The sequence below is a fragment of the Paraburkholderia sp. TE9906 genome, from assembly GCF_056279605.1.
On record NZ_JBWCCT010000013.1, the window covers coordinates 125,727 to 140,131 of the forward strand.

The 14,405-nt window shown below is 61.4% G+C and carries 13 protein-coding genes; 5 read left to right on the forward strand and 8 right to left on the reverse strand.

Going from position 1 to position 14,405, the window contains the following annotated elements; translation table 11 throughout:
• Positions 1-16: 16 nt before the first annotated feature.
• The 6 genes from ACZ9H4_RS28625 to ACZ9H4_RS28650 form a co-directional block, all read right to left on the reverse strand.
• The gene (locus tag ACZ9H4_RS28625) at positions 17-2,200 is read right to left on the reverse strand and encodes a thiamine pyrophosphate-dependent enzyme (protein ID WP_408146078.1); all 2,184 of its coding nucleotides are present in this window, start codon (positions 2,198-2,200) and stop codon (positions 17-19) included.
• 24 nt (positions 2,201-2,224) lie between these two features.
• Positions 2,225-3,628 (reverse strand): amino acid permease, encoded by a 1,404-nt coding sequence (locus ACZ9H4_RS28630; RefSeq protein ID WP_408146080.1) that lies wholly within the window; start codon positions 3,626-3,628, stop codon positions 2,225-2,227.
• Positions 3,629-3,672: 44 nt separating this feature from the next.
• Positions 3,673-4,812 carry an aminotransferase class V-fold PLP-dependent enzyme gene (locus tag ACZ9H4_RS28635; RefSeq protein ID WP_408324789.1) on the reverse strand — a complete coding sequence of 380 codons (1,140 nt, stop codon included), beginning with the start codon at positions 4,810-4,812 and terminating at the stop codon, positions 3,673-3,675.
• Between the two features lie 34 nt (positions 4,813-4,846).
• Complete coding sequence (locus ACZ9H4_RS28640) at positions 4,847-5,917, reverse strand: porin (RefSeq protein ID WP_408324791.1); 1,071 nt, start codon at positions 5,915-5,917, stop codon at positions 4,847-4,849.
• Between the two features lie 90 nt (positions 5,918-6,007).
• Positions 6,008-7,168, reverse strand: coding sequence for a pyridoxal phosphate-dependent aminotransferase (locus ACZ9H4_RS28645; protein ID WP_408157235.1), 1,161 nt, complete (start codon positions 7,166-7,168; stop codon positions 6,008-6,010).
• Positions 7,165-7,953, reverse strand: a complete 789-nt coding sequence (locus ACZ9H4_RS28650) for an HpcH/HpaI aldolase family protein (protein ID WP_408324792.1) — start codon at positions 7,951-7,953, stop codon at positions 7,165-7,167. Before ACZ9H4_RS28650 ends, ACZ9H4_RS28645 begins: the two co-directional genes overlap by 4 nt.
• Before the next feature lie 315 nt (positions 7,954-8,268).
• Between ACZ9H4_RS28650 and ACZ9H4_RS28655 the strand changes: the two genes are divergently transcribed.
• Both ACZ9H4_RS28655 and ACZ9H4_RS28660 read left to right on the forward strand, forming a co-directional pair.
• Positions 8,269-8,961, forward strand: coding sequence for a GntR family transcriptional regulator (locus ACZ9H4_RS28655; protein WP_408146090.1), 693 nt, complete (start codon positions 8,269-8,271; stop codon positions 8,959-8,961).
• Positions 8,962-9,094: 133 nt separating this feature from the next.
• Positions 9,095-9,718, forward strand: coding sequence for a YitT family protein (locus ACZ9H4_RS28660; RefSeq protein WP_408324794.1), 624 nt, complete (start codon positions 9,095-9,097; stop codon positions 9,716-9,718).
• 95 nt (positions 9,719-9,813) lie between these two features.
• On the opposite strand, the gene ACZ9H4_RS28665 is transcribed toward ACZ9H4_RS28660, so the two are convergent.
• Complete coding sequence (locus tag ACZ9H4_RS28665) at positions 9,814-10,650, reverse strand: oxidoreductase (RefSeq protein WP_408146094.1); 837 nt, start codon at positions 10,648-10,650, stop codon at positions 9,814-9,816.
• 167 nt (positions 10,651-10,817) lie between these two features.
• On the opposite strand from ACZ9H4_RS28665, the gene ACZ9H4_RS28670 reads away from it, so the two are divergent.
• Together ACZ9H4_RS28670 and ACZ9H4_RS28675 are read left to right on the forward strand one after the other, a co-directional pair.
• Positions 10,818-11,729, forward strand: coding sequence for an AraC family transcriptional regulator (locus ACZ9H4_RS28670; protein ID WP_408324835.1), 912 nt, complete (start codon positions 10,818-10,820; stop codon positions 11,727-11,729).
• A gap of 431 nt (positions 11,730-12,160) precedes the next feature.
• Complete coding sequence (locus ACZ9H4_RS28675) at positions 12,161-12,871, forward strand: FkbM family methyltransferase (protein WP_408324798.1); 711 nt, start codon at positions 12,161-12,163, stop codon at positions 12,869-12,871.
• A gap of 537 nt (positions 12,872-13,408) precedes the next feature.
• On the opposite strand, the gene ACZ9H4_RS28680 is transcribed toward ACZ9H4_RS28675, so the two are convergent.
• Positions 13,409-13,732 carry a hypothetical protein gene (locus tag ACZ9H4_RS28680; RefSeq protein WP_408324799.1) on the reverse strand — a complete coding sequence of 108 codons (324 nt, stop codon included), beginning with the start codon at positions 13,730-13,732 and terminating at the stop codon, positions 13,409-13,411.
• A 435-nt stretch (positions 13,733-14,167) separates the two neighbouring features.
• Here ACZ9H4_RS28680 and ACZ9H4_RS28685 point away from each other — a divergent pair, with 435 nt between their 5' ends.
• Complete coding sequence (locus ACZ9H4_RS28685) at positions 14,168-14,392, forward strand: hypothetical protein (protein WP_408146100.1); 225 nt, start codon at positions 14,168-14,170, stop codon at positions 14,390-14,392.
• Positions 14,393-14,405: the final 13 nt, after the last annotated feature.

The following is a 14,405-nucleotide window of genomic DNA, read 5'->3' on the forward strand; positions in this document are numbered from 1 at the left end:
GTGGAACTCTCGTTGATCAGAACGCGTAGCGCGCGCGGCGCGCAGCCTCTCGCCGCTGCAACCAGCCGATCAACCCGTCGCGCACGCGCTGCCGCAGACGGTCGACGCGGGTCGGGTTGCTGACGATCTGCGCACGGTAAAACGACGGGCACAGCACGGCGGCATGGGACACTTCCCCGCACAGTCCGCAGCCCACGCAGCTATCGAGCACGGTGGCAACCGGATCGGTGCGCAACGGGTCTGGGTTCTGCTTGACCGACAGCGACGGGCAACCGGACAGACGGATGCACGAGTGATCGCCGGTACAGGTATCCGAATCGACACCAAAGCGTTCGCGCACCACGCGCTCGCCGGCCGCGATCGCCTTGCGCACCTTCGGCTTCTCGCGGCGTTGCTTGTTCAACATGCACTCGCTTTGCGCGATCAGCACCTTCGGGCCTTTGGTCTGGGTGGTGAGCGCTTCCTTGAGCGTGGCCATCATCGCCTTCAGGTCGTAGGTGCGGCGAACGGTGCGCACCCAGTCGACCCCGACGCCGCGCACGGCCCGCTCGATCTCGTGCCCGGTGCTGCGGGTCGGATTGAGCGCCGTGGAGGAGAGGATGTCCTGTCCTCCGGTCGCCGACGTATAACTGTTGTCGACGATGACAGTGAGGTTGTCGCTTTTGTTGAAGACGGCGTTTGCGATCCCGCTGGTCAGGCCGTTGTGCCAGAACCCGCCGTCGCCCATGACCGAGATCGCCCGCTTGTCCGCCGGTGCGTTCAGTGCCGCGGCGCTCGCGCTGCCGAGGCCGTAGCCCATCGTCGTGCTGCCGAGATTGAACGGCGGCAGAATCGAAAACAGATGGCAGCCGATATCCGCGCTCACGTGGTGCGTGCCCAGTTCGCGCTCGACCAGTTTCATCGCGGTGAAGATCGGCCGCTCGGGGCAACCGGTGCAAAAGCCGGGCGGCCGCGCATGGACGTTTTCATCGAGCAGCGCGACCGGTTCCGGCGCAGACGCTGCGGCGGCAGCGGGCGCCGACACGACCGGAATCACCTTGCGCGCGGCCGGCGCGACCGGCTCCGGCGCGAGCATGCCATAGCGCTCGAAGAACGCGCGCAGACCCTTCATGACCGTCGCCGTGCTGTATTCGCCGGCGAGCGACAACATGTCCTTGCCGTGCAGCATGGTCGCGCAATCGGTCTGGCGCAGGATCGCGCTGGCGTTCTGCTCGACGAAGTTCGGCTGACCTTCCTCGATGACGAGCACGGCGCGCTTGTCCTGGCAGAACCGTTGCCACTCGGAATCGACGAGTGGATACGCGACGTTCATCACGTATAGCGGCACCTTCGACTCGCCGTACACGTCAGCCAGACCGAGGCGTTCGAGCGCGCGCAGCACGGTGTTGTAACTGCCGCCCTGCACGGCGATGCCGATCTCGGCGCCGTCCGCCTGGAAAAATTCGTTGAGCTGACGTTCCTCGATAAACTTCACCGCCGCGGGCCACCGCTCGTTGATCTTCTCCTGCTCGTGCAGGAAGCTCGCGGGCGGCAGCACGATGCGGCTCACGTCGCGATTCGGGTTTTCGAGCGCATCCTTGATCGAGAACGCCGAGCGGCGGTTATCCGAGGCGATGAACTGCCCGTGCACGTGACACGCGCGAATGCGCAGTTGCAGCATCACCGGCGTGTGGCTCGCTTCCGAAAGATCGAAGCCGTCCTTCACCGCCTGGACGATGCACGGCAGGTTCGGTCGCGGATCGAGCAGCCAGATCTGCGATTTCATCGCGAAGGCATGGCTGCGTTCCTGCATGATCGAGGAGCCTTCGCCGTAGTCTTCGCCAACGATGATCAGCGCGCCGCCCGTCACCCCGCCCGAAGCGAGATTCGCCAGCGCATCGGAAGCGACGTTGGTGCCGACGGTGGCCTTGAAAGTCACCGCGCCGCGCAGCGGATAGTTCACCGAGGCCGCGAGCGAAGCGGCTGCGGTGGCTTCGCTCGCGCTGTTTTCGAAGCGGATGCCGTGATCGCTGAGGATGTCCTGGGCGTCGGCGAGCACGTCCATCAGGTGCGAAATGGGCGCGCCCTGATAGCCGGCCACATACGCTACGCCCGACTCCAGCAGCGCCTTGGTCACCGCGAGAATCCCCTCGCCGCTGAAAACCTCGCCCGCACCCAGGCGCAGCTTCTTCACTTCTTCGACAAATGACCGCTCGGCCATGACGTTCCTTGTGGGTGATCCGATTCAGGCGTTGGCGGCGTTAGCGACCACCGATTGCGCGAGCCGCTTGCGATAGAAGAAGTACACCAGGGAAATGGCGATCAGCCACGGCACGCCGACGATCCAGGAGATGTTCCAGAATTCGGTGTCCAGCCCCATGGTCACCAGAATCGCGCTCAGCAAGGCAATGCCGGTGATTTGCGCGATCGGGAACAGCGGCATGCGCACCGGCAGCGTGCGGCCTCGCCATGCGCGGCGAAATCGCAGGTGAGTGGCGAGAATCACGATCCACACGAAGATGCCGCCGAACAACGCGATACCGAACAGGTAGTTGTATGCGAGCGGGCTGAAAAACGACACCGCCGCTGCCGCCAGCACGCCGGCACCGGAAATCAGCGTAGCGACGAGCGGCGTGCCGTTCGCGGTCAGCGAGCCGATCCAGCGCGGCGCGTAACCGCCGCGCGCGAGCGAGAACAACGTGCGCGAGGACAGGTAGATGTTGGTGTTCATGCTCGAGAGCGCCGCCGTGATCACGACGAAGTTCATCAGCCCCGCCGCGTGCGCGATACCTGCGTGCGCGAAAAGCTTCACGAACGGACTTTGCTGCACCACCTTCGCACCGGCTTCGGTCCAGGGGAGATAGGCGACCATGAGACCGAGCGCGAGAATATAGAAAAGCGTGAGGCGCCCCACCATCGATCGCAGCGCATGCGGAATGGCGCGTGCCGGATCTTTCGCCTCACCCGAGGTCACGGCCACGATTTCCACGCCGTAGAACGAGAAAATCGCCATCAACACGCCCATCCACACGCCGCCGAAACCATGCGGCATGAAGCCGCCCGGCAAGCCGGTGAGATTGTGCAGGCCGATTGCGGGCGTCCCCGTTCCGAGACCGAACACTTTCGCGACGCCGACCACGATGAAGCCGAGGATCGCCACCACCTTGATCAATGCGAACCAGTATTCGAACGAGCCGAAGTTCGTCACCGACCGGCAGTTGACGTAGACGAGCGCGATGCCGAACGCGATGGACCACAGCCACACCGGAACGCCTGGGAACCAGAAACCCATGTAGACGCCGACGGCGATGGCTTCGCCGCCGACCGCCACCACCTCGATAATCCAGTACGTGTAGCGCACGACGAAGCCGACCCCGCGGCTCAGGTACATCTCCGCGTACGTGCCGAACGAGCCCGCGGTCGGATGCGCCACGGCCATCTCAGCGAGGCTGAACACCATGATCACGGCGATCAGCGCGGCGATCGCGTAGCTGATCAGCACCGCCGGGCCGGCGTAGCCGATCGCAATGCCGCTGCCCATGAAGAGGCCCGTGCCAATTGCACCTCCGATGCCGATCATCGTGATCTGGCGCTGCGTCAGGGCCTTGTGCAAGCCCTTTTCGCGTGCAGTAATACTCGTCTCTTCCATGTCGCGTTCCCGTGTCCGTGTAGTGGTTGTGCTGCGTCAGTGGGTCAGCCTGCGGGGAGCAGCGTCGACAGCGTGTCGAGCGCCGCATGGGAAGTCAGCATGCCGGGTGACATGCGCACGGTGCAGCCGCGCGTATCCACCAGAAGTCCGTGCTTCGCCAGAGAAACTTCGAGTTCGTGCGGATCGACGTGCGCCGGCAAATCCGCCATCACGCTGCCGCCGCGCTGCGCATCGTCGCGCGGTGAGCGCAACCGGTAGCCCTTGGCATCGGCCAGCGCAATCAACCGGTGCGACAGCGCAAGGTTGTGCTCGCGCATGCCGGCCGCCGCGATCGAGAGCCGCCACGCGAGGCCCGGGCTCGAGGCGACGAACGGCAAAAACGATGGCGTGCCGTTGTCGAAGCGGCGCGCATCGGCGGCCAATGAGAAGCGCGCGAGGTCCCAGTTGAATGGGTCGGGTTGGCTGAACCAGCCTTGCACGAGCGGTGCCATGTCGCTGTCGAGCAACTCCGGATTGAGGTACGCGAGCCCGGTGCCCGGCGCGCCGCACAACCACTTGAGCGTGGTGCTCGCGACAAAATCGACGGCCGGCTGCGTGACGTCGAAATCGAGGATGCCCGCGCCCTGGGTGATGTCGACTGCGGTCAGGCTGCCCTGGGCCCGAGCGTGCGCGGCGAGCCGCTTGACGTCCGCCCGCTTCGAAGCGGTCGACGTGACCCAGGTGACGACGGCCAGCGCCACATCGTCCTGCCAACGGGCGATGAATGCCTCGTCGGTCACGAACGCTGCGCCGGGTGCGACCGGCACCGTGTCGAGCGTAAAGCCCAGCACGGGCTCGAGCCCGCGCAGCATGTAGTGCAGGCTCGGGAAGCAATCCCCGGCAATCAGCACGCGCCGGCCGGCCAGACGCCGACGGCCAAGCGCGCCGACGAAGCGCGCGAACGCTTCAGTGACGTTCTCCGACGCGAAGACGGCATGCGACGGAGCGTTGACCAGCGTGGCCCACTGATCGAGCACCTGCCGTCGAGCGGCGAGACCGTAGTCCCAGCGCTGGAGATCGGGCCGGCACCAGCTCGACGCGAAAGTGTCGAGCGCGCTGCGCATGGCGTCCTCCTGGCCGGGAAACATGCCGACCGAGTGGTACAGCAGCCACCCCTCGCGATCGGGTTCGGCGGAATAGGTCATGAGTCGTTCCTTTCAATGTTTCGACGAGCGCGCTTTAGAACAGGTGGCGAATGCCGACGGCAGCGCCCGTCTGGTTATTCTTGCCAGGCAGCTCGGTGAACGCGCCGCCGCTGACGTGGTTGTAGTCGACCGTCGCATAGACCTGGGTGCGCTTGGACAGCGCGTACTCGGCCAGCAGCACGCCGGTGTAGCGCTGGCCGGTGTTGCCGCCAAGGCCGTTGATGTTGTGCATGTCGTCGTAGTACGCGGCGCCCGTCAGGCTCAAGGCCGGCAACGCCTGATAGGTGATGCCGGTGTAGAACGTCATGTCGCGGCGTTTGTTGTCGGCGAACGAGCCGGTGGTGACGGTGCGGCTCGGATCGTTGAGCGCGCCGTCGACAAAGCCCGTGCCATCCTGGCCGCCCATGTAGCCGACGAACAGCGTGGCGAGGCCGGCGGAATACTTCGCGGCCGCGCCCCACATGCGCTGGATGTTGTTGCTGAGGTCGCGCGTTTCCTGGTACGTACCGCCGAAGCTCACCGGACCCAGGTCGTAAGACGCGCGCACGCTCCAGGAGGAGTTCCTGCTCAGGCTGCCGGCCTGCTGACCAAAGCCGTAGGTCGCGCCAAGATGCAGGCCGCCGAACTGCCCGGCGTAGGTCGCGGCATTGTCGATGCGGCCCACCGTCATGAAGAACGGCCACGAGTTCGCCGTATAGTTGCCTACGGTCAACGGATCGAAGTCGCCGAAGAAATTGAATGCCTCCGCGCCCTGGCGGCCGAGCGTGAAGGTGCCGAGTCTGCCGGACAGCCCGACGTATGCGTAGCGGCCGAAGAGTCGCCCGCCCTGGTTGAGACTGCCGTTCTGCGGATCGAAACCGCTTTCGAGGCGGAACAGCGCCTTCAGGCCACCCCCGAGGTCTTCGTCTCCCTTCAGGCCCCAGCGGCTGTTGGTGATGGCGCCATTGGTCAACTGCACCTGGTTGTCGTTGGCGGCATTCGAATTGTTCGTGAAGCGCACGCTCTGGTCGACAATACCGTAGAGCGTGACGTCGCCTTGCGCGAAGGCGGTCCCCGTTAAACCGATTCCCAGGATTACCGTTGCGGCGTGGAGTTTGCGTTGCATGATTGACGAGTCTCTCTTGTTGGATGGATAACCGGCCCGGCGATGACGGCCGATCACGAGTGCTGCAAAATCCTGGCTGGGCGGACTGGTCTAGGGCCGCCGGCGCAATAGTGGTTCGAGTCGATCCATGGCTTCGATCAGGCTGGCGTCGCTGCGCGCATAGCACAGGCGGATCTGGTGCGCCGACTCCTCGCCGAACGCGATGCCCGGCGCGAGTCCCACCCCGGCCTCGCGCACGGCGCGCTTGCAGAATTCGAGCGTGTCGGTAATGCCGTCGATACTGAACATCAGATAGAACGACGCGCTCGCCGGCATCACGTGCAGCCCCTCCAGCGTGCGCAGACGATCGAGCACGATTCGCTGGCCCCCACGGCAGCGCGACACGAACGATTCGACGATCGGCTCGCCCTCGTCGAGCGCCGCTGCCGCGCCTGCCTGCAGGAACGCCTGCCCGCCACTGGTGTTGAACTGGATCAGTTTCTCGAAGGTGTCGAGCATGGCGCGCGGATACACGAGCCAGCCCATACGCCAGCCGGTCATCAGCCACGCCTTGGAAAAGCTGTTGATCACGAACACCGGATCGTCCGGCGTGGCGATTTCAAGCAGCGAAGGCGCATAGGGCCGGTCATAGACGATGCGCTGGTAGACCTCGTCGGCAAGGATCGAGATGCCGCGTGAACGCGCGAATTCGAGCAGCGGCTTCTGCTGGTCCGCTTCCATCATCCAGCCGGTCGGGTTGCCGGGCGAGGCGTAGTAGATGGCTTTCGTGCGTGCATCACAGGCGTCGAAGAGCCGCTGCAGATCGAGATGCCATCCGTCAGCGCCGCAGCTGAGCGGTACGCTGCGAACCTCGGCGCCGGTGATCGTGACGGCGCGCAGAATGTTGGGCCACGACGGCGTCACGCACACGACGTTGTCGCCCGGTTCGATGATGGCTTGCGCGACGAGCATCACCGCATTCATGCCACCGCAAGTGGCGGCGATGCGCTCGTCTGCCACGCGGATTCCGCACAGCCTGTCGTAGTAGGCGCGGATCGCCTCCCGCAATTGAGGGATGCCGCGATTGGCCGAATAAAAGGTGTGTCCGGCTGCCAGCGCACGATTGGCCGCGTCGCAAAACGCCTGCGGCGTCGGCAAATCACTTTCTCCCGCCCACAGACCGATGACGTCACTGCGGCCAGCGCCCAGGCGCCAGACGTCGATGATGGGCGAATCCGGCATCGTTGCGATCGCTTGTCTCGTGATACTCATGGCGTCCTCAGCGTGTTCTGATCGATAGGAGAGGCAGGCGTCTCGCATGAGCGGCGAACCTCTTCTCCAGCCGTCAGGAATCCTTGCTTGACCAATTCAATGTCATTGGCGCACACGGCCATCCGGTATCCGCTCTCCAACGCGCGACGCGCGGCGCTTGCGTCGCCGGTGAAGATGCCGCACGGCAATCCGCGCGCCGTGGCGGCACGTAGAACCCGCTCGCAATCGCGGCCGATTACCTCGCTATCGCTGGTGCCGCGCGACAGACAAAGATCGCCGGTTCCGATGAACAAATAGTCGACGCCCGGCACCGCGGCGATGGCTTCGACGTTCTCGACTCCCTCGACCGTCTCGATCATCAGGCCGATTGCCACTTCGCGATCGGCGGCCAGCATCGCTTCGAGCCCGGCCAGCAAGGGGCGCACACCGCCGGCTGAACGCAGCCCCGCCGGCGGGTAGCGTCCTGCCGACACGGCCCTTCGTGCGTCGGCCGCCGTTTCAATGAGCGGCACCAGCACTGAAGCGGCGCCGGCATCGAGCGCCTGGGCGATGGCGCTGTGCAAATTTTCGGCGCAGCGGGCAATCACCGGCACCTGCGCACCGACGGCGCCAATCGCCGATTCGAGCGCGCCGCGCTCCCACAAGCCATGCTGAAGATCGAGCACGAGTGCGTCCGGCTTCGCATGAGCGGCAAACTCCGCCATTGGTGCGCTTCCAAGCGCGAGCCATATCAGCGCGAGGTGTCGTTCACTGGCGAGGCCCGGCTTCAGCGAGCGAAAGAACATCGGTCGAATCCTTGGTTACCAGTTTGGTCCACCGAGCCGTTTCCCCGGTCTGTTTTTGCAAACTGAATTCAGTTTTTAGGTTGTCGAGACGTTAAGGTGGAAAAATTTAGATGTCAACTAATTGCGGGCGCCAGATTTGGGGCGAGGAACGGCGTAACCCTTATCTATCAGGGGTGGATGATTTGCGGGAGCGGGTTTTCACTGATGCTCAAGGAGCGGACGGCACCTTGGACGAGCACCTTGACAATCGCCATACAAGACAGCGAAGATGGGCGAATTAGAGAATTCCGAATTCAGATTTGGGAACCGCTTATCATGACAACGCAGGTCGCAAAAGTTGCGAAGACGCCCAGTCGGACTGAGCTCAAACAGACCACGCTGACCGAGACGATTTACCAGGAGGTTCGCGCTCGGCTACAGCGCGGAGACATTGCGGCGAACGAACGCATTCTCGACTATGAGATAGCCAACGAATTCGACTGCACGCGCATGCCTGTTCGTCAGGCACTCCTGCGACTGGTCAACGAGGGATACCTGGTCGGGACCACGCGCGGCTTCGTCATGCCCATGCTGACGAACGCCGACATCCATGAGATTTTCGAAGTCCGCCGGCTACTTGAACCGAGCGCGGCGGCCGGCGCGACCGCTGCGCTGACGGATAAGCATGATGCCGCGCTAAAGCGTGGCTACCAGAACGCCCGTCGAGCATATGAAAAACAGGACGGCGTCGCCTTGATTGCCGCCAATGTGGAGTTTCGCGATGTGTGGCTCGGAGCCGTGCAGAACAGACGGCTGCAGGAGACCATCAGACGCTTCACCGATCACGCACAGCAAGTCAGATCGCTGACGTTGACTGACTCATCCACCCAGAAAATCGCGCTTGATGGCATGCATGACTTGCTGAACGGCTTCCTCGAACGTGACGCGAAACGCGTCAGGACAACGATGCTCGAATTTATCCTCAATGCCGAGCAACGCTATTTCGTGTTGGTGGAAGGCCAGGATTGATGACGGGGACACGGCGCGGGTACGCTCTCTTTGCACTGCTCCTCAAGACGACCCCGATTCGCCGGTTCGTCGATGCGTTGCCACAGCCGATAAAAGAGAACATCAAGCGTTTACACCCCGGCGTGCGTGGCCTATGAACAAGCCGATCCTGGAGCACGCGCAATGGTGGCGCACGGGGCTGGAGATCGTTCTGATTACGCTCGGGTGCGCCGTTATCGCCTTGAACTATTACGTGCTGCTCCAGCCGAACCAGATTTTGCCTCCCGGCCTCGGGGGACTTCTGGCGTTGGCCTCCCGTCAGTTCGCGCTGCCGTTCGATGTCGTCTATTTCGCCGTCAATATCCCGCTGTTTCTGCTCGGATTCCGTGTAGTCGGGTTACGTTTCCTTCTGCTCAGTCTGGCTGGGACAGTGGCAATGTCGTTCTTTCTCAAGCTCTTTAGCGGCGTACCGGGCATTCATGGGCTAGTGCTCGGCGCGCTGCTCGGGGGCCTGCTGAACGGCGCGGCAATTGCCGTCATTCTGATGTGCCGTGGATCGACCGGCGGGATGGATATCGTCTGCGTGGTGCTGTCTCGCGAGTACCCACGCTTCAGCATCGGCCAATTTTCACTTCTCTTGAATACGTTGGTGATCGTGACTTCCGGGGCTTTCCTCGGATGGGCGAGTATGTTGGCGACCCTGATCGCCATATTTCTCGCAGGAAAGGGGGTGGATTGGGTGATGCAAATGGGCAGTCGTTGGCAGAGCGGTGTGTAGTAGCGAAAGAGGCCGAGAGAATGAGTGACACATTCGCGAGTGTCGTCCAACTTGCGCCGCTCACACCGCTTCCAGATACAGGCGTCACGCGCAACTCATCCGTCGGTCGATCTGGTGATGCCTTCCCACACGTCAAATTCTGCACCGAGCGACGAGAGCTTTTCCCGGACCAAGCCGAGTGCATCACTTCCCAGCAGAAGATGCGATGGCGGCTCGTCGCTTTCGATAACGGACAACATGGCACGTGCAGCTTTCACCGGGTCTCCGAGTTGCCTGCCGCTTTTCTCCTCGCGTCCCTTTCTGATCGGATCGAACAGGGAATCGTAGTCCGGAATCGAGCGCGGCGTTCGCACCATCGATCGACCCGCCCATTCAGTACGGAAAGACCCAGGTGCCACGGCGGTCACGCGGATGCCGAACGGTTTGACCTCCTTACCGAGGACCTCGGAAATCCCCTCCAATGCGAATTTACTGCCGCAGTAATAGGCGATGCCCGGCATGGTGATAAAGCCGCCCATCGATGTGATGTTGAGAATGTGACCGCGTCGTCGCTCGCGCATAGACGGCAACACACTCTTCATGACGGCAACAGCGCCAAATACGTTGACGTCGAACTGCCGACGCATGTCGGCAAGCGATGACTCCTCCATGACGCCTTCGTGGCCGTAACCGGCGTTGTTCACCAGCACGTCTAGTGGCCCCACGTTTGCCTCGATTTCGTTGACGACATCGCCGATTGAATCGAAGTCGGTTACGTCAAGTACCCGGCCGAATGCGCTTGTGGCGTTAAGCGCCTCGAAGCTCTGCTTTGCCTGCTCGCTGCGTACCGTGCCGACGACCCGATACCCGGCGGCGAGCGCTTCTTCGGCCAGTGCGCGTCCGAAGCCGCTACTGACACCCGTAATGAGCATGGTTCTGGTGGTTGATGACATGGCGAACACCCCTTGGACTGGTTTGGAGGGTTGCATGTTATTCTGATAATTCTTCGAAAATCAGACCGGATTCTCTGCATTTATTGCCTATTTCTATGAGCAAAGCGGCCCGCAAGGAGAGCATTGGCCAATCTGTTGCCTCGGCCAGCGCACGTGAACAACGCCGGATGGTGACGCTGCTGACCGCGCTGGCCCCGCAGGAAGGCTACAACCTGACTGCGTTGCGCGATGTGCGTATTCTGCGATCGGACCGCGCGTTGTCGCGCACGCCAGTGCTATACGATCCCGGCATCGTGATCGTCTGCCAGGGTAGGAAGCGCGGATTTTTGGGCGACCGGGTCTATGTGTACGACGAGCAGCACTATCTCGCCGTCGCGGTGCCGGTCCCGTTCACGATGGAGACCGACGCGACGCCCGAGTATCCCCTTCTGGCCCTGTACCTGCATCTGGACTTTCAGGTGGCGGCCGATCTCATGATTCAGATCGATCATCATGGTTTGCCAGGGGCGGGCGACGTGCCGCAACCCATGATGTCGAGTCCAATGGATGCGTCGATGCGAGCGTCTGTGCTGCGCTTCCTGGAAGCCATGAACCAGCCACTTGAAGCCGCAATCCTTGGACCGGGGCTGGTGCGTGAACTGTATTTCCGTGTTCTCACCGGCGCACAAGGCAACGCCATGCGCGCGGCTTTAGCGATGCAAGGGCAATTCGGCAAGATCGGCAAAGCGCTGGAGCGTATCCATGCGACCTATGCAGAGCCGCTCGACCTCCCTGGTTTGGCCAACCAGGCCGGAATGAGCGTTCCTACGTTCCACAGCCACTTCAAGGCCATCACGAGTACATCGCCGATGCAGTACGTGAAGTCCACCCGACTGCATCAGGCTCGCTTGCTCATGGTGCGCCAAGGCATGACGGCTGAGGCGGCATGTCATGCTGTCGGCTATGCCAGCTCCTCGCAATTCAATCGGGAATTCAAGCGGCTTTTTGGCCGAACGCCGGCCGCAGAGACGAAACGTCTTCGCGAAAGCTTCGCGCTGCCTCCAGCCTTTCCGGAGTCAAAGTTCGTCTCGTCGCATTGAGAGCAGGTGCTTGCGGCTCACTGATACCACTCTCAGATGAAGGCTTCGTTTCGCCCGTCAAGTTCTGTGGCTGATCGTTGGCATCGCGCTGTCTTTGCGGCGTTGGCTGAATTTGCCGGCGGTTGACACAGCGCTCAACGGGAAGATGCACATCTACGAGACTGGCGAACGACATCCGGATCGAGGGCTGTGGGGGCGTCTACGGGTGGCTGCAGGCGCCGGGGCCGCCCTTTGACGGCCGGTGCACACGATTGTGGGCATGCACACCAGGCAGCACCGACAAATTGCGGATTGTTGACGATCTATAAACAACGGCGCAATCGCGCGACGGTGCATGTCCCCTCGACAAATACGATAAGGAATGTCCTTGCAAGTCGATTCATATTGACTAGTCTATCGAAATCGCGAAGATACTCAGGGTGAGAGTTATTATGAATTCATTGAAGAGCTTCGGCCACTTTCTCTGGCTGGTGCGTAAAACCTGGCTGACGAGAGGGGCGCGCTTGTATTATTCACAGTTTGGCGAAGACGCCGTACTGCGCGAGATAATTAGTCCGACATGTGTGAAGGGCGTTTATGTGGATGTAGGCGCCTATCACCCAATAAAATTTTCGAACACATACGCGCTATATAAGCGCGGATGGCGGGGTGTCAACATCGATATGGATCCGGTGAAAATCGAAGCATTCAAGCTTGCGCGGGCGTCCGATATCAATGTGTGCGCGGCGATTTCCAGCGAGAAGGCAGTCAAGCAAGTCTACAATTTTTCGAATTATGGCCTCACTTCCACTCTGGATGCAGATGTAGCTGCTGCCGAAACTACCACTCCCACGTCGGTTCGTAGTGTCGAGACCACGACGTTGGACGATGTCCTGGAACATAGTCGTTACTCGGACGATGAGATTGATTTGTTGTCGATCGACGCTGAAGGTCACGATTATCATGTATTGAAATCGCTTGATCTATACAAATACAAACCCAAAATCATTATCATCGAATCATCGTCAGTCTCGATGAGAGAAGTCATAGAATCAACAGTCTACAACTATCTTGAGCAGAGGGGTTATCGGCTGGTCAGCTGGACCCATCTTTCTCTGATTTTCCGGGTGAACCAATCCAGGATATTCCGGTATCAGTTATAAAACCGGATTTTTGTTGGTGGCGGCCATTTGTTAATCAACAGCTGGGGCTTCCTGGTGTTTGTCCGGCACTTTTCCTGAGAATAGACGAGCCGGGAAATCCAGCCAGGTGAATTAGGCCAAGATACCTGGCCTGCCGCGAGCAACCGCGCCCGGCCCACGGCGAACCGCGCGGATGCGGACGTCGCTCATCTCGCTGAACGACCAACGTCCGCCTTGCACGCCGCCAGGTATCGTGGACAGCTACCGCTTACTGGCAGTTCGTGAGAATAGTCCGTCACAACGCAATGTCTTCCCAGCGCTTGAGTTGCCCATACCCTCGTCGGCACTTGCGCATCCGTAACGATGCGCCTCGCGAAGGTATTAGTGTCCCGCGCGCTCGACAGCTGCGACGGTGTAGGCCGATTGTATTAACTAGCGCCTGCCGGCCGCGAAACTGGAGAGAGCCGAGCGCAATGACTCCGGCTCCCTATGCGATCGATGCGCTTGCACGCTTTGCGCATACGTTTATTCGCGGCTGGCTGCCATGTTTAACCGCTATTACTTGCCAGCGGCCGGCGACACGACGCTCGGGGTCGCCAGCGTGTTGTTGCTCTTGGGAGCGCTGGACGTCGAGTTGCTGTTCGTGCTATTCGGCAGGCCCGAATTCGGCGACTTGGCGGCCATGCCACTGTCCGAGTTAGTGGCGCCTGGCGCGCCGTAGCCGCTCATTGCGCCGTTCGTCGGGTTCACCTGATTCGCCGGGCCAGCCGTGCTGCCTGACGAACCGCCGCCGCTCGGGCCTCCGGCCGTCTGTGCATAGGCACCGCCCGACAGGGCGAGTGCCGCGACGGCCGCGAGTAATGCCTTGGCTGTCTTGCTCATGATCCGTCCCTCCTTGATCTAAATGGAAAATAGGCGCAGACGGTGGACCGCCTGCTTGATCAGAAGTCCAGCAAGCACTATGCCGCGCGTTCCTGTCCGCATCGAAACGATGTGTATCGCAGCGCGTGCTTCGTCCGTGCGTGGCGGCTCCACAGCCGGCACACACCGCCGAATATCGCGAGATCGTGAAGCTGGCGGCTACCGCGACATGACTGCGCGATACCAGGGACAATGTAAAACTGCTAATGGTCCCGTTTGCAGAAGCACTGCGTTAGTAATTGATGCGGCGAGTGCGCGGCAGTGCTCGACAAAATCCATATAGCGGGACGTAAATGCGGATCCGCAACGGCAGGGCTAACGATTTTCACGGATAATTTCACCTACCCGAAAAAAAGATGCGTTGCCCTAATGGATACGAGTCACACGGAGGTTCCAATGAATGAAACCAACGCTCGAGAATCCGCTGAATATCGTCATCTGGCTGCAGCAGTAGTCGAAAATGCTTGTGGACGCGCGATCGGTGCTTGCATCGACATGATGCAAGCCGCCCAAACGATAGGCGTCCATGAGCAACTGGGCGACGTACGAGAAGCTCTCGTACGACTCCAGGCAGCAGCCAAAGCAGCACGAGGCGATGCCAAGCGAATGCTTGACGGCTGATGAGCGGACCTGC

Bases quoted from the DNA above. Each gene is read 5' to 3' on its own strand.
- ACZ9H4_RS28625 (WP_408146078.1), bottom strand. From the start codon at position 2,200: ATGGCCGAGCGGTCATTTGTCGAAGAAGTGAAGAAGCTGCGCCTGGGT.
- ACZ9H4_RS28630 (WP_408146080.1), bottom strand. From the start codon at position 3,628: ATGGAAGAGACGAGTATTACTGCACGCGAAAAGGGCTTGCACAAGGCC.
- ACZ9H4_RS28635 (WP_408324789.1), bottom strand. From the start codon at position 4,812: ATGACCTATTCCGCCGAACCCGATCGCGAGGGGTGGCTGCTGTACCAC.
- ACZ9H4_RS28640 (WP_408324791.1), bottom strand. From the start codon at position 5,917: ATGCAACGCAAACTCCACGCCGCAACGGTAATCCTGGGAATCGGTTTA.
- ACZ9H4_RS28645 (WP_408157235.1), bottom strand. From the start codon at position 7,168: ATGAGTATCACGAGACAAGCGATCGCAACGATGCCGGATTCGCCCATC.
- ACZ9H4_RS28650 (WP_408324792.1), bottom strand. From the start codon at position 7,953: ATGTTCTTTCGCTCGCTGAAGCCGGGCCTCGCCAGTGAACGACACCTC.
- ACZ9H4_RS28655 (WP_408146090.1), top strand. From the start codon at position 8,269: ATGACAACGCAGGTCGCAAAAGTTGCGAAGACGCCCAGTCGGACTGAG.
- ACZ9H4_RS28660 (WP_408324794.1), top strand. From the start codon at position 9,095: ATGAACAAGCCGATCCTGGAGCACGCGCAATGGTGGCGCACGGGGCTG.
- ACZ9H4_RS28665 (WP_408146094.1), bottom strand. From the start codon at position 10,650: ATGTCATCAACCACCAGAACCATGCTCATTACGGGTGTCAGTAGCGGC.
- ACZ9H4_RS28670 (WP_408324835.1), top strand. From the start codon at position 10,818: ATGGTGACGCTGCTGACCGCGCTGGCCCCGCAGGAAGGCTACAACCTG.
- ACZ9H4_RS28675 (WP_408324798.1), top strand. From the start codon at position 12,161: ATGAATTCATTGAAGAGCTTCGGCCACTTTCTCTGGCTGGTGCGTAAA.
- ACZ9H4_RS28680 (WP_408324799.1), bottom strand. From the start codon at position 13,732: ATGAGCAAGACAGCCAAGGCATTACTCGCGGCCGTCGCGGCACTCGCC.
- ACZ9H4_RS28685 (WP_408146100.1), top strand. From the start codon at position 14,168: ATGAATGAAACCAACGCTCGAGAATCCGCTGAATATCGTCATCTGGCT.